The organism is Paenibacillus chungangensis, assembly GCF_042675905.1.
GTDB classification, from domain to species: Bacteria; Bacillota; Bacilli; order Paenibacillales; family Paenibacillaceae; genus Pristimantibacillus; species Pristimantibacillus chungangensis.
Map to the genome: position 1 here is coordinate 182,212 of NZ_JBHTJZ010000012.1, position 14,686 is coordinate 196,897.

12 protein-coding genes are annotated in these 14,686 nt (G+C 56.1%); all 12 read left to right on the top strand.

The window, feature by feature from the left end:
• Positions 1-171: 171 nt before the first annotated feature.
• The gene (locus tag ACFQ2I_RS11870) at positions 172-2,445 is read left to right on the top strand and encodes a (Fe-S)-binding protein (protein ID WP_377564498.1); all 2,274 of its coding nucleotides are present in this window, start codon (positions 172-174) and stop codon (positions 2,443-2,445) included.
• Complete coding sequence (locus ACFQ2I_RS11875) at positions 2,442-4,898, top strand: 3-hydroxyacyl-CoA dehydrogenase/enoyl-CoA hydratase family protein (RefSeq protein ID WP_377564430.1); 2,457 nt, start codon at positions 2,442-2,444, stop codon at positions 4,896-4,898. The genes ACFQ2I_RS11870 and ACFQ2I_RS11875 overlap by 4 nt, the downstream gene beginning before the upstream one ends.
• A 74-nt stretch (positions 4,899-4,972) precedes the next feature.
• A complete protein-coding gene (locus ACFQ2I_RS11880; protein WP_377564432.1) occupies positions 4,973-6,190 on the top strand; it encodes an acetyl-CoA C-acyltransferase in 1,218 nt (405 codons plus the stop codon).
• A 42-nt stretch (positions 6,191-6,232) separates the two neighbouring features.
• Positions 6,233-8,035, top strand: a complete 1,803-nt coding sequence (locus ACFQ2I_RS11885) for an acyl-CoA dehydrogenase family protein (RefSeq protein WP_377564433.1) — start codon at positions 6,233-6,235, stop codon at positions 8,033-8,035.
• Between the two features lie 15 nt (positions 8,036-8,050).
• Positions 8,051-9,901 (top strand): long-chain-fatty-acid--CoA ligase, encoded by a 1,851-nt coding sequence (locus ACFQ2I_RS11890; protein ID WP_377564434.1) that lies wholly within the window; start codon positions 8,051-8,053, stop codon positions 9,899-9,901.
• A 5-nt stretch (positions 9,902-9,906) separates the two neighbouring features.
• Positions 9,907-10,338, top strand: a complete 432-nt coding sequence (locus ACFQ2I_RS11895) for a PaaI family thioesterase (protein ID WP_377564435.1) — start codon at positions 9,907-9,909, stop codon at positions 10,336-10,338.
• A 230-nt stretch (positions 10,339-10,568) separates the two neighbouring features.
• The gene (locus tag ACFQ2I_RS11900; RefSeq protein ID WP_377564436.1) at positions 10,569-10,781 is read left to right on the top strand and encodes a hypothetical protein; all 213 of its coding nucleotides are present in this window, start codon (positions 10,569-10,571) and stop codon (positions 10,779-10,781) included.
• 181 nt (positions 10,782-10,962) lie between these two features.
• Positions 10,963-11,151 carry a hypothetical protein gene (locus tag ACFQ2I_RS11905; protein WP_068687297.1) on the top strand — a complete coding sequence of 63 codons (189 nt, stop codon included), beginning with the start codon at positions 10,963-10,965 and terminating at the stop codon, positions 11,149-11,151.
• A gap of 452 nt (positions 11,152-11,603) precedes the next feature.
• Entirely contained in the window at positions 11,604-12,365 is a 762-nt protein-coding gene (map, locus tag ACFQ2I_RS11910; RefSeq protein WP_377564437.1) for a type I methionyl aminopeptidase, read from the top strand.
• A 160-nt stretch (positions 12,366-12,525) separates the two neighbouring features.
• Positions 12,526-12,744, top strand: a complete 219-nt coding sequence (locus ACFQ2I_RS11915) for a hypothetical protein (protein WP_377564438.1) — start codon at positions 12,526-12,528, stop codon at positions 12,742-12,744.
• Between the two features lie 26 nt (positions 12,745-12,770).
• Positions 12,771-13,490, top strand: coding sequence for a hypothetical protein (locus tag ACFQ2I_RS11920; RefSeq protein ID WP_377564439.1), 720 nt, complete (start codon positions 12,771-12,773; stop codon positions 13,488-13,490).
• Complete coding sequence (locus ACFQ2I_RS11925) at positions 13,487-14,683, top strand: glutathionylspermidine synthase family protein (protein ID WP_377564440.1); 1,197 nt, start codon at positions 13,487-13,489, stop codon at positions 14,681-14,683. The genes ACFQ2I_RS11920 and ACFQ2I_RS11925 overlap by 4 nt, the downstream gene beginning before the upstream one ends.
• Positions 14,684-14,686 lie beyond the last annotated feature (3 nt).

The window sequence follows — 14,686 nt, forward strand, 5'->3', positions numbered from 1 at the left end:
TCAGCATGTTGCTTGCGGGCGCCTCATATATATGTAAGACCGTCAACCTATTATGAAAGCGCTTTAATGCTTGTCCGGACGAATACGTGTACTTACATCCTTACACGGAGGAGGGAGTCGAAGATGACGTTAATAGGGATGCTTGACACAGCTCTCCAACTGATGGGCGGGATGCAAGGGATCGGAGCATGGATTCGGTGGAGTCTATTTGCCGTTGCGGTCATAGGCATGGTGTGGCTGTTCGCGGTGGTCGTACAGCGGCGGGTGGACAATATTCGGCTTGGTGTGCCCGTTCCATTCAGGCGCTACAAGCCGCAGGGCAGAGGGAAGGGAACAGCGGGCGAAGTGCTCGGTCATCGTCGGCTGCTGAATGATATACGCAGCGGGGCGATGCACCTTGTCTACTTCTATGGATTTATCGTACTGCAGTTCGGGGCGCTTGACCTCTTATGGAAAGGATTGAGTGGAGGCGATGCCTTGCCGCTGCCCTACTATCCGTTATTCTCCTGGATGCAGGAGATCACAGTTGCGCTTGTGCTCGCAGCTGTCTGTTACGGCGGATACAGGCGCTACATAGAGAGGCTTCCCCGCTTGAAGCGGGGATGGAAGCCTTCCATTGTTCTTTGGTTGATCGGCACGCTTATGATGACTATTTACTTGTCGCTTGCCTTCGAGCGATTGGCAGCGTCCGGTGGAGGCCATCTTCCCTCTGCGGCTTATGCTCCCGTCAGTGGTCCGATATCGGAAGCGCTGGCAACGGCAGGCATCGGCGCAGGCAGCGCCGCGGCTCATGTCGGCTTCGAGCTGTTCTGGTGGCTCCATCTGCTTGTGTTGCTAGGATTTCTTGTTTACGTGCCGCAATCCAAGCACTTTCATCTGCTGGTCGCTCCAGTCAACCTATGGTTCCGGCGTAACGATCCTCCCGGAAGGCTGGCGCCACTCGATCTCGAAGACGAGGATGCAGAGAGCTTCGGGGCGGGAGACATCCGGCATTTTACGCAGAAGCAGCTGCTGGACTTGTATGCGTGTGTGGAATGTGGCCGTTGTACGAATGTGTGTCCGGCATCCAACACCGGGAAGCTGCTGTCTCCGATGCATCTCATTGTGAAGCTGAGAGATCATCTGACCGAGAAGGGGGCGGCGATTACATCCCGGTCGCCATGGATGCCCGCAGGGCTGTGGCAGAGAGGCGAACCAGAGGCCGCGCATGCGATGGGAGCTGTTATCCCCTCGTCCGACACTGCGCCAGGCGATGAGTTGACGCGGAGCGAAGAAGGGATGCGGAAGTTCGCCACGGATATCGGTTCGACGATGGCGAGCCAGAAGACGGCCTGGAATGGGCAGAAGGGCAGACAGGCGGAGGAAGTCGCCTTGATAGGCGACGTGATGACAGAAGCGGAGCTGTGGTCGTGCACGACTTGCCGTAACTGTGAAGATCAGTGCCCGGTTGGTAACGAGCATGTAGACAAAATTATCGACATGCGGCGGCATCTGGTCCTGATGGAAGGCAAGCTTCCCGCCGACGGTCAACGCGCCTTGCAAAATATCGAACGGCAGAGCAACCCATGGGGCTTGCCGCGAGCCGAACGGGCGGAATGGATTGACGATTGCGAGCGGAAAACGGGAATACGCGTAGTCACGATGGCCGAATGTCTGCGAAGCGGTGGCCAGCCGCCGGAAGTGCTCCTCTGGGTAGGGTCCATGGGAGCCTACGATAACCGGAGCAGGCGTGTATTATACGATCTGGTGAAGCTGATGACACGCGCTGGTCTGCGCTTCGTCACGCTTGGCGAGGAGGAGCGAAGCTCCGGCGATACGGCAAGGCGAATAGGCAATGAGCTGTTGTTCCAGCAATTGTGCCGGGAGAACATCGATACGCTGCGGAAGTATGCGATTCGTCATATTGTTACGGCATGCCCGCATACCTTTAATACGTTCAAGAATGAATATCCGGACTTCGGCATGCCATGTGACATTGTCGTGGAGCATCACACCGAGCTGCTGAAGCGGCTTGTGGAAGAAGGGAGGCTGATGCCGGAATATCCGGTAGTGGAAAAAGTGACGATCCATGATTCCTGCTATCTGGGACGCTATAACGATCAATACGAAGCTCCCCGCACCCTGCTCCGCGCTATTCCCGGCGTCGTCGTCAGCGAGATGGAGCGGTCCCGGAGCAACGGGATGTGCTGCGGTGCAGGCGGCGGATTGATGTGGATGGAGGAGCTCGAGGGAACGCGGATGAATTATGCCAGGACGGCACAGGCTTTGGAAGTGAAGCCGTCCGTTATCAGCTCGGCTTGCCCTTATTGCCTTACGATGATGGAGGATGGGCTGAAGTCGCTGGCCAAGGAGGAGGAAGTGGCGGCCAGAGATGTGGCGGAGCTGCTAGCAGAGAGTGTATTCGGCGCATCGGGAGACAAATTGGGGCGAGGTGAACAGGAATGATGCCATCTCATGGGCGAATCAGGCAAGCGGATAGAGTAAGTAGATGTGTCGTGATCGGTTCGGGCATAATGGGCGCGGGAATTGCCGCTCACTTGGCCAATGCCGGCATGCAAGTGACGCTATTGGACATCGTGCCGGGCTCGTTGACGACGGAGGAGCGCAGTAAGGGTCTGACGCTGGGGGACGCCAAGGTAAGGAACCGGCTGGCGGATGAAGCCGTCAAGCGAATCCATCATGCCAAGCCGCCCATGCTCTACGATCCGTCATGGATCAGCCGGATTCGTACGGGCAACTTGAGCGATCATCTCTCCGCCGCGGGAGAAGCGGATTGGATTATCGAAGCCGTGGTGGAACGGCTTGATATTAAGCGCAAGGTATTAGAGAGCATAGATACGGCCAGGAGGCCAGGTTCGCTCGTGACGACGAATACGTCCGGGTTATCCGTTGGAGCGATGGCGGAAGGAAGAAGCGGCGATTTCAGGCAACACTTCGCCGCCACGCACTTCTTCAATCCACCCAGATACATGAAGCTGGTGGAGATTGTTCCCACCGCGGATACATCCCCCGAGACGGTCACGCTCCTGACGGAGCTATGCGAGCGAAGGCTAGGCAAGGGGGTGGTGCTTGCGCGGGATACGGTGAATTTTATTGCGAATCGGATTGGCGCACATGGGATGCTGGTGACGCTGGAAGAGGCGCTCCGCTGCGGATTGACGGTGGAAGAGACCGATGCGCTGACGGGAACCGCGATGGGCAGGCCGAAGACAGCCACGTTCCGGATGATGGATATGGTTGGACTGGATACGCTGCTGCATGTCGTGGACAATGTCCTGGATCGAAGCGCCGATCCCGCGGAAAGGGCGATATTCGCCAGGCCCCAGCTGCTGGTGAAGCTGGTGGAGTCGGGCAGGCTGGGGAGCAAGTCGGGAGCCGGCTTCTATCGCAAGACAGCCGGAACAGATGGCCGCAGCATGATTCAGTCGCTGCGGTTCCCCACGCTGGAATACGGATCGCCATCGCGTGCTTCCTCTCCTGTACTTGAGGCGGTGAAGGCCGCAGGAGGCGCAGCAGCCAAGGTGCGGGCGCTGTTATCGGCAGCTCCGAAGCATACGCACAGCCAGTTCGCATGGGCTTGCCTGAAGCGTACGCTTCTCTATGCCGCCAGCCTGAACGGGGTCATCGCAGATCATCTGACGGATATCGACAAAGCGATGCGCTGGGGATTCAACTGGGAGCTTGGCCCGTTCCAGCTATGGGATGCGATCGGTCTGGAGCAGTCCGTCCGGCGCATGGAGCAGGAAGGAGATGTCGTTCCGGCATGGGTGAAGGAATGGATTGCCGGAGGCAACTCCAGCTTCTATCGGTGTGAAGGAACGAAGCGCTTGTTCGCCCATGACGGTGGTTACCGGGAAGAGAGCGGCGAAGGCGATTGCATCTCCCTGGCGGGGCTTAAGGAAGCGGGGCGAACTGTTCTCTCCACGCCGGGAGCAAGTCTTATTGACATCGGAGATGATGTTGTCTGTCTGGAATTCCACTCGACAAGCAATGCGATTGGCGGCGATATACTATCGGCAATCACCTTGTCGGCCGAGGAGGTGTCGCGTAATTGGCGGGGACTCGTTATCGCGAATGAAGGGCGCAATTTCTGCGTGGGAGCCAACCTGGCCTTGTTGTTAATGGAAGCCCAGAGCGGCGACTGGGATGAGGTAGAGGACATTATTCGTTACTTCCAACGCAGTATGGGGTTGCTCGCTTCCCTGGACAGACCGGTCGTCGCTGCGCCGCATCGGATGACGCTGGGCGGCGGCGTAGAAGCGTGTCTGCCGGCCGACCGCATCATCTACTCGCCGGAGACATACTTCGGGCTGGTCGAGACAGGTGTCGGGCTTATTCCAGCAGGCGGAGGCAGCATGGCGGCGGCCATGCTGGCGGCCGATCGGGCACAGGCGGCGTCCGGCGGCCGGTCGGAAGCAAGTCCAATGCTGCTCCAGCCGCAGCTGAACCAGTTATTCGAGACGATCGCGCTGGCGAAGCATTCCACCAGCGGCTTCGGGGTGAGGGCGCTCGGCTTCCATCGTCCTGGCGACCGCGTCATTATGCGGCAGGATGCGCGCATCGGGGAAGCGAAGCATGAATGTCTGGAGCTTGACAGGCAAGGCTACTCTCCGCCGTCGCAGCCCCTCATCCCCGTAGCGGGAGGAGAGGGCAAGGCTGTGCTCGCGCTGGCGATTCAGTCCATGAAGCATAGCGGCTATATCAGTCCCCATGACGAGCTCATTGCCGGGAAGCTGGCGCATGTGCTGAGTGGAGGGGACGTGGCGTTCGGGACGAAAGTGAGCGGGCAGTATTTACTGGATCTGGAATGCGAAGCGTTCCTGAGCCTGTGCGGCGAGCCGAAGACGCAGCAGCGCATGAGCCATATGCTGGAGACGAACAAGCCGCTTCGCAACTGAGTGTGTAGACGTCAATGCACATCGCGCAGACGCATGTATCTGGCTCGTGCCTGCGAGCCGAAGGGAGGCAGTGCATGTCACTGAAATCATTGTTCGACAACTATGAACGAGACGCCGTTATCGTTGCCGCTGCACGAACGGCGGTAGGCAAGGCGAAGAAGGGCAGCCTGGCGGAGACGAGAGCGGAGGACATGGGCAAGGCCGTCATCCTAGGACTGCTGAGCCGGGTACCGGACTTGTCTGCAGGGGAGATTGAGGATGTTATTCTCGGCTGCGCCATGCCGGAAGGCGAGCAGGGGCTCAATGTCGCTCGCATCATCTCCTTGTATGCGGGTCTTCCACATACGACGCCGGCCGTCACGGTCAATCGCTTCTGCGCATCCGGGCTGCAGTCTATTGCTTATGCAGCGGAACGAATTCGTATCGGGGAGGCGGAGTGCATACTGGCAGGCGGCGTAGAGAGCATGAGCCATGTACCGATGACAGGCTTTCACTTGTCCCCGCATCCAGATATTGCAGAGAGCATGCCGGAAGTGTACATGGGGATGGGCCATACGGCCGAGGAGGTGGCCCGCCGCTATGGTGTGACCCGGCAGCATCAGGACGAGTTCGCCGCTTCCAGCCATCAGAAGGCGGCTTCGGCGATTGCGGCGAACAGCTTCCGGGAGGAGACCGTTCCTGTGACGGTAAGTAGATCAGGGAGCGACGAAGTCGGCAGGCCATGGAAGCGAGTATTCACGTTCGATACGGACGAAGGAGTGAGACCGGAGACGACCGTGCAAAGGTTGGCGCCGCTGAAGCCTTCATTCGCGCGAGACGGTACCGTAACCGCGGGCAATTCCTCCCAGATGAGCGATGGAGCGGCCGGCGTTATTATAATGAGCCGATCTGCCGCGAAGCGGCATGGCTTGCGGCCGCTGGCTGCATTCCGAAGCTTCAGCCTGGCCGGCGTCGCTCCGGAGATGATGGGCATCGGCCCAATCGAAGCCGTACCGAAGGCGCTGCATCGCGCAGGCATTACGAAGGAGCAAGTGGATCTGTTCGAGCTGAATGAAGCGTTCGCGGCGCAGTGTGTGCCCATTATTCGGGAGCTGGGGCTGAATGCGGAGCGGGTCAATGTGAACGGCGGAGCGATTGCGCTGGGCCATCCGCTTGGCTGTACGGGCAGTAAGCTGTCGGTATCGCTTATTCATGAGCTGGGTCGGCGCGGTGGGGGCGTCGGCGTGGTCACGATGTGCATAGGCGGCGGAATGGGAGCAGCTGGCGTATTTGAAGTGTATGCGAGCTATTAAGCGCGAGAGTGACATGTTATTCGGAGAGGGGGATGGCCGCATATGGCGGACAAAGTGCGATTCGGCGGGCGTTTTATAATCGAGGACAGCTTGCCGGGGGCGGTGGTGACGCCTGAGGACTTTACGGAAGAGCAGCGGATGATGTCGCAGGCGGCAGAGCAATTTCTGGCTGCAGAAGTAACGCCGCGCGATGCGGAGATCGAAGCGCTCGATTACGGGCTGACGGTGGAGCTGATGCGCAAGGCGGGGGAGCTTGGCTTGTTGGGGGCGGATGTTCCGGAGCCTTTCGGGGGGCTGGGATTGGATAAGGTAAGCACGACATTGCTGGCCGAGACGATGGCGAGATCTTCTTCCTTCGCTTTGTCGGTAGGCGCTCATACCGGGATCGGCACACTGCCCATCGTCTTCTTCGGCACGGCGAAGCAGAAGGAGACGTATTTGCCCGATCTCGCCGCCGGCACGAGAATTGCCGCGTACTGCCTGACAGAGCCGGCTTCCGGCTCCGATGCGCTTGGAGCGCGCACGACAGCGAAGCTTTCAGCAGACGGGCAGCATTATTTATTAAACGGATCGAAGCTGTATATTACGAATGCCGGATTCGCGGATATATTCATTGTGTATGCCAAGGTAGATGGGCAGCATTTTACAGCTTTTATTGTGGAGAGGGGTTATCCAGGGTTCAGCGTCGGGCCCGAGGAGCATAAGATGGGGATAAAAGGATCGTCGACTTGCCCCCTCTTCCTGGAGGATGTGCCGGTGCCGGTACACAATGTGCTGGGGCAGGTGGGCAAGGGGCACCAGATCGCCTTCAACATATTGAATATTGGACGCTTCAAGCTTGGCGCGGCCTGTCTCGGTTCATCCAAGGAGACGATTGAGCTCTCCAGCGGTTATGCTAACGCCCGCAAGCAGTTCGGCCGCGTTATTTCCTCCTATCCGCTCATCGGAGCGAAGCTGGCAGATATGAATATCCGCACGTTCGTGCTGGAGAGCATGGTGTACCGGACGGCGGGATGGATCGACAGCATGCTTAGCGGGTCTGAAGAAGCTAGCGGTGACGGTTCCGGCAATGGAGGGATGATGGCTGCGGAAGCGATTAGCGAATATGCGCTGGAATGCTCCATTGTGAAGGTATTCGCATCGGAGGCGCTGGATCACATTATCGACGAGGGGGTGCAAATACACGGCGGATACGGTTATATCCGCGAATACAAAGTAGAGCGCATCTATCGCGATGCTAGAATCAACCGCATATTCGAAGGGACGAATGAAATCAACCGAATGCTGATTCCCGGCACACTGCTGAAGCGAGCGATGAAAGGGGAGATCCCGTTACTGCATAAGGCGCAGGCGCTGCAGGCGGAGCTGATGCAGCCTATGCCGCTGCCGGTATTCCAGGAGCCGTTAAGTCAGGAGGCTTACCGAATCGCACAAGCGAAAAGGATCTGCCTGGCGGCGCTGGGTCTTGCGGTGCAGACGCATGGAACATCACTAGAGCAGGAGCAGGAGGTGCTATGCGTACTAGCCGATCTCATGATTGGAATATTTGCGATGGAGAGCGTCCTGTTGCGTACGCAGAAGCTGCTGATGCAGACAACGGCGTCGGCGGCAGTGGAGGCAAGCCGCGAGACAGCTGTTATAATGACGGAAGTATTCGTTCAGGAGACGATGGAGGAGGTGGATTCGCTTGCCAAGCGTGCCCTCTCTGCCCTTCAGCAGGGAGATGCGCTTCAAGTGCAGTTGTCGGTGTTGAAGAAGCTCATGCGCGCCCCGCTCAAGGATACGATCGGGCGGAAGCGGACAATAGCGGCCAGAGTGATTGCAAGTGAGCACTATGTGGTATAAAGGGGGAGATCAGTCATGTCGAGGATTGGACCGGAAGACTCGCCTATACCTAATTATTCTGATCCGGAGGAGAGCGGGGAGGAGGCTGTACAAGAGCAAGCGGAAGAGGAAGAGGGTTCCTCTGAAGCAGTCCTGGATGACGAGCCGGAGCTAACTCGTCCTTGGCTTAAGCATTACCCCGGGGAAGTGGAGCCGACGCTTGTTTATCCGGGCGGTAGCATTGCCCAGTTTTTGCTTGATGCTGTCAATCGCTATCCGACCCATCCCGCCGTACACTTCATGGGCAAGACGTTGACATATCGGGATATCCATACGGATGCCGTAAGGCTTGCCTCCAATCTGGCCGCGCTAGGCGTGCAGAAGGGAGACCGTGTGGCCATTATGCTTCCTAATTGTCCGCAAGCGGTCGTCTCCTATTATGGCGTTCTGCTATCCGGTGGAATAGTTGTGCAGACGAATCCGCTTTATGTAGAGCGGGAGCTGCAGCATCAATTGAAGGATTGCGGAGCATCGGCGATCATTACGCTGGATTTGCTGTATGACCGGCTAGCCCGTGTGAGGGGGGAGGAGCCTGACAACGGGCCTGTGCCGGACTTGAAGCATGTCATTATTACGTCGATCAAGGATGGCCTGCCCTTTCCCAAGAGTATGCTCTACCCCATCAAGCAACGGAAGGAAGGGTTCCGTTCCCGTATTCCGTACGGCCGGCTCGGCGTAAGGTCTTACCGCAAGCTGATGAGCGGGCGCATTCCTTCCGTTGAGCTTCCGCCGCTTGCACAAGGCGATGAACTGGCGGCGCTGCAGTATACGGGAGGTACGACGGGGACGCCGAAGGGCGTCATGCTTAGTCATGGGAATTTTGTCGCGAATACATGCCAGATTGCAGCCTGGTGCTACAAGGCGGAGGAGGCTAAGGAGAATTTTCTGGCCGCGCTACCTCTGTTCCAAGTGTTCGGCTTGACGGTGCTGATGAATTTATCGGTCATGCGAGCAGGCACGCTGACCTTGCTGCCGCGATTCGAGACAGATACTGTGCTACGGACAATTCGGGAGCAGAGACCGACCATCTTCCCCGGAGCTCCGACAATGTATGTCGCGCTTATCAATCATGCCCGATCTGCAGAGATGGACTTGACCTCCATCAATATTTGCATTAGCGGATCCGCAGCATTGCCGCTTGAGGTGCAGGAGCAGTTCGAGGCGTTGACCGGCGGACGGTTAATTGAAGGCTACGGCCTGTCGGAGGCGGCACCGGTGACACATGCCAATCCGATATGGGGACATCGCAAGATTGGCACGATCGGGTTACCGCTTCCTGATACGGATGCCGCCGTGATCGATCCGGTTACGGGCAAGAGGTTGCAGCAGGGCGAGCTGGGCGAGTTGGTTGTACGCGGTCCGCAAGTGATGCAGGGATATTGGAATCGACCTCAGGAGACCGCTCAGACGCTTCAGGACGGATGGCTGAGAACCGGCGATTTGGCGACGATGGACGAAGATGGATATTTTATTATCATGGATCGCATCAAGGACGTCATTATCGCCGGCGGATTCAATGTGTATCCCCGGGAGGTGGAGGAAGTGCTGTATGAGCATCCCGCCGTTCGCGAAGCTGCTGTTATCGGCGTGAAGGATGATTACCGAGGGGAGACAGTGAAGGCATGTATCGTGCTGAAGGAGGGCTGGCAGGTGTCAAGAAGTCAACTGGATAAATGGTGCAGAACCAGACTTGCAGCATATAAGGTACCCAATCACTACACATTCAGGGAAACGCTTCCAAAAACAATGGTCGGAAAAGTGCTGCGGCGCAAGCTGATTGAAGAGGAAACTTCTACTGAAGCGGCCGCAGACCAGCGTAAGGAATGAAGGACATGGGGAACGACAAGTGGATTCAGTTGAATGCGGATGACGCCGGTCAAATAACTCGACTTGCAGAACGCGCCAAATCCACCTTCTGGGGCCTGCTTGGCTGCGAGGTGACGCATGCCGACGAGAAGAGTGCGACGATCTCTCTTGAAGTTGCTCCTTCTCATCTGAATCTGCTGGGCATCGTGCACGGCGGCGTGTTGATGTCTATGATGGACAGCGCAATGGGCATTGTCGTCATGCTGGCGGAGACGAAGGAAAGTGCATTGACGACGAATTTGAATACCCACTTTCTAGCGAATACCGGAAACGGACTGCTGCTGTGCGAATCGGAGCTGATTCATCGATCCGGACGGACGCTGACCTTGCTGGCGGAAGTGAAGGATGAGGCGGGCAAGCTGCTGGCATGGGGCAGTGGAACTTATCGCATTCTGTAACGTATGAACCTGTTAAGCATATGATATGCATATTGCGGTCATGATGACATTGGGCGTTGAAGGTAACGGATAATAGCATGGAACGAAAGTGAGAGCTGCTAGGTTGTATGCGCTTCTTCAATTTGTTATAATTACAGCAAATATTTGGAAGGTGATATGTATCTCGGAAGCGCTCTACACAACCGCTGCCGGAAACCCGATATATGATATAGAAGAAAGGAGGCGAAGACTTGGTTCAAGGCTGGGTAACGACGCTTGTGCTTGCGTTCGGAATAGCGGTTGCCATCATTGGAGTTGTCGCCTACTTAAGGCTGTTCCGCAAGGAGAAGGCGTCGACTCATACAAGCGCTGAACCCTTGTCTTCCGCTTCGGCTTCAGAAGCTGCGGTATCCAAGGATTCCGGCATGAATGACATTTCCGGCGACGATAACAGGTGCGATTAAGAATAGTTTACTTTTCTATTGGTGACCGAACTGTTATAATAGTAAGAAAAATGAAAACATTGTGACTCGAATGGCCATGGAGTTGCCTGCACCGAAGGGGGGTTCTTGCGGTGTAAGAGCCGCATACGTTCTCGATTATTACTGTTTAGGACGACCATCCAGTGTATAAGGAGGAGATTTCATGGCGAAGCATAGCCAGAATGAAGTCAAGGAAAGCCTGAAGGAACTAACGAGAATTTTTCAACCCAAGGACCCAAGGAAGTTTGTGAAGGACTATATTCGCAAGTATCGCATTACGGGCGGATATGAGGACGAACTAACCTCGCTGGTAGAGGATGAACTAGGCAGGCTGAACTCCTCTGTAGGATAACAATTCGAATCGATGATCATTCCACAAGCCCTGTTTCCGGCAGAAGCCGGACAACAGGGCTTTCTTCTCGTGTAGGAAAGTATACATTTTCGGGATAATATTCGCTTTAGACAAGGTAAAAGTTGCGAGTCCTGAGCTGTAAGCAATGGAACGGTTACCACAGCGCTTAATTGGCGCTTAATTGGCTCCTAATGGGCTAATGGGCAGGTTAACGGTTGCCCTGGAGCTTATGGAGCCCAGAACGTGCGTTATCGTATGTTACTGTGTGAAATAGGCTCCAAGGCAACCGTTGCAGCAGCAAGAGATTTTCTTTTTTTATGTAGAATATGTACTAGACCAGCGGCAGAATAATGAATTTCTATCGCAATAGTTATGATCCCTCGAGTTACGGAATAGGGTAAGCATATACGCCTATTTTGCGTTATGGCTTATTCTTCGAGGAGGTATCGTACATGGCATTGGAATTGGAATTGAAGACAAGGGAGAACATCCGCGGCATCCGCAAGGCGGGTCGAATCGTGGCTGCATGTCACCGAGCGCTGTCAAGACGTCTAGCGCCGGGGGTGACGACGCAGGAGATCGACCGGTTCGTGGAGCGCTTCATGCTGGACCGCGGAGCGATTCCCGCTCAGAAAGGCTACAAGGGGTATCCTTATGCCACGTGCGCATCCGTTAACGATGTTGTCTGTCACGGATTTCCAGATACGGAGCCGCTGGAATCGGGAGATATCGTCACGATAGACATGGTGGCCGATGTGGACGGCTGGAAGGCGGACTCTGCCTGGACTTATGCGATCGGCAAGACGACAAGCTCGACCGACAAGCTGATACGGGCGGCCAAGGCTGCCATGCTGGCAGGCATCAAGCAAGCTGTCCCGGGCAATTGCATCGGCGATATCGGCCATGTTATACAGAAATGTGCGGAACGAGAAGGCTATAAAGTCGTGAAGATGTTCGTCGGTCATGGTATTGGCAGGGGTCTGCATGAGTATCCCCAGGTCGACCATTTCGGAGTGAAGGGAGACGGAGTCAGGCTGGAGGAAGGGATGGTCATCACCATCGAGCCTATCATTACGAAGGGAAGCGCGGACGTTTTCATCATGCCGGATGGCTGGGCAGCCAAGACGGTGGACGGAGCATGGGCCGCTCAATTCGAGCATACAGTGGCAATTACGAAGGGAGGGCCCATCATTTTAACGCGGTGGGAGGAGTAGAGCGGGCAAGTGAATCGTTTACGATGACAAGCGGAGCATTTATGCTCTGCTTTTTCCTTGTTCCCATTCTTTTTCCAATTGCATGGAACATATGCCGCTTCCGACCGTAATAAGGTATAATCTTATCATGCGAATGTGCTCGGAGAGGAGGTAGACTGCAATGGATCAAGGCTTGAATGTTGTACTAATCGAGAAGCTCCCAGGGGGCGAGATGAAGGAGATTGAAACGCGTCGCTGGAGCATGAATATGGTGTCTTCTCTGGAGCATGTCAATTATCTGGTTGTGAGCGATCAGGAATACGAGACGATTGAAGGCAGGCTGAATGTCGATCAGGAGAGGCTCGAGCTTCTGCTGGTCAAGATGAAGCACGACAGCTAGTAGTACAAGAGAGGGAGGAATGCAGCTTGAATCAAGAGCAGAGCAACAATAAAACGGCGTCGCCCAAGCTGTTCGCAGCAGACGGCAAGCCGTTGAAAGTATTGTCCACATCGCTCGGCGTCGCCCTGCTGGCCAATGCCGTATTCAGCTCTGGCGCGATGGCGACGAGCGGTACCGCCGGCAGCTCCGATGAGCAGCCGAAGCTGGTGTCATGGTCAACGGAAGAAGTGAAGAAGTATTATGATGCGAAGGTGGATTGGAGTCTGCCGATTACGCCTGAAAGCTTGGCCGTACAGCAAGAAGAGGCGGAAGGATCCGGTTCCGGAGAGACGACGGTTATCCATCGATACGAATCCGGCTTCGGCTGGGACGATCTGCTTCTGTATCATCTGTTATTCAATGCCGGGTCCAGCTATTCGTCGAAGGGCTGGTACAACAAGCGTCCGGCTTACTATACGAAGTCGTATTATTCGAAGTCGAAGCAATCGTACCAGCCCAAGACCTATACGAGCGATATGTTCCAGAACAAGCAAGTTGCCGGCACTTCCGTACGGCCGAAGACGTCTACGACGACAGGCTCAGTGACGAGAAGATCGACATCGTCTCAGCCGGGCGGTATTGGTGGCAAATCAAGTGGATTAAGCTCCTCGGGCACATCTGGAAGCAAAAGCAGCAGCGTTAGCTCATCAGGTTCCAGCAGAAGCAGTTCCACTAGCTCTAGCAGAAGCAGCGGGTTCGGAGGATGAGTAGGGAAGTATTCCGTATGCTGACCGAGCCGCAGCCGAATCGGGAGGAACGAGTAGAGGCGCTGGCGGAATTGGGATTCACTTGGGCCAATCTGGAGGAAGAAGAATACTGGATTGATGCTATCGTGGGGATGGACAGAGCGTGCTATGAAGAGCTTCGACAGGCATCTGTGATGCTGTGGAAGGTATTTCACCGTGCAGCACGATATGTTCATCGCAATCACGGACTATATGATCTGCTCGGCATACCGGAGATTCTATGGCCGATGGTCGACGATATGGAGCTGCCGGAAGAGGACTTCATTAGCCGTTATGCCCGCTTCGACTTCGCGGTATCGGGCGATGGTGTCATCAAGCTGCTTGAGCTTAATGCGGATACACCGACAGGCTATGTGGAGTCTGCGATTGCTACGCCTTGGCTGTGTGCGGAGGCCGGTATCGACTCCCCTAATGCCGCTATGAAGGAGCATGTAGCTGCCGCATGGGGCGAAGAGCGGCCGCAGATCGCCGCCTGCGTCGCCTATGGCGAGCATATGGAGGATTCCGGAACGATTGAAGCGTTGGTGCGGCATAGCGGCCTGGACATGCCATGCAAGGACTGTCTGGAGCTGTACGTCGATGAAGGCATATTGCGGGATGGGCAAGGAGAAGCCATACGCAGCATGTTCGCGCTCTACCCGAAGGAGTGGATGGCGGTTGACGATGGCGGTGATGCGCTCGCCTACGCGGTGGAGTCGGGCAATCTGAAGCTGTTCAATCCGCCGGCCAGCATATTGCTGCAGTCCAAGGGGTTGATGGCAGTCATATGGGGGCTGTATGAGCTTGGCCAGTTGTATACGGAAGAAGAGCGCGAAGCGATTGCCACATATATGCTTCCCGCTTACAATAAGCCGGTATTCCAGGGCAGCTTCGTGTCGAAGTCGATGTTCGGGCGCGAGGGCGGTTCGGTCCGTCTGTATGACGCTTCCGGCGAGCTGGAGCTGGAGGACCGTGACGGATTCGACACGAGCAGGCTGTTCCCAACCGTCTATCAGAAGCGCGCAGAGCTGGCGAGCATTGTTACGCCAGTGGGAGAGCTTCGTCTGCTCACCGGCATGTTCGTCATCAATGGACAGCCGTGCGGCCTGCTAGGCCGTGCAGGAGGCTTGATTACCGGGAACACAAGCCATTTTATAGCGATAGGAGTGAATTAATTG

Coding starts and splice junctions, on each gene's coding strand:
- ACFQ2I_RS11870 (WP_377564498.1), top strand. CDS start 172: ATGCAAGGGATCGGAGCATGGATTCGGTGGAGTCTATTTGCCGTTGCG.
- ACFQ2I_RS11875 (WP_377564430.1), top strand. CDS start 2,442: ATGATGCCATCTCATGGGCGAATCAGGCAAGCGGATAGAGTAAGTAGA.
- ACFQ2I_RS11880 (WP_377564432.1), top strand. CDS start 4,973: ATGTCACTGAAATCATTGTTCGACAACTATGAACGAGACGCCGTTATC.
- ACFQ2I_RS11885 (WP_377564433.1), top strand. CDS start 6,233: ATGGCGGACAAAGTGCGATTCGGCGGGCGTTTTATAATCGAGGACAGC.
- ACFQ2I_RS11890 (WP_377564434.1), top strand. CDS start 8,051: ATGTCGAGGATTGGACCGGAAGACTCGCCTATACCTAATTATTCTGAT.
- ACFQ2I_RS11895 (WP_377564435.1), top strand. CDS start 9,907: ATGGGGAACGACAAGTGGATTCAGTTGAATGCGGATGACGCCGGTCAA.
- ACFQ2I_RS11905 (WP_068687297.1), top strand. CDS start 10,963: ATGGCGAAGCATAGCCAGAATGAAGTCAAGGAAAGCCTGAAGGAACTA.
- map (WP_377564437.1), top strand. CDS start 11,604: ATGGCATTGGAATTGGAATTGAAGACAAGGGAGAACATCCGCGGCATC.
- ACFQ2I_RS11915 (WP_377564438.1), top strand. CDS start 12,526: ATGGATCAAGGCTTGAATGTTGTACTAATCGAGAAGCTCCCAGGGGGC.
- ACFQ2I_RS11925 (WP_377564440.1), top strand. CDS start 13,487: ATGAGTAGGGAAGTATTCCGTATGCTGACCGAGCCGCAGCCGAATCGG.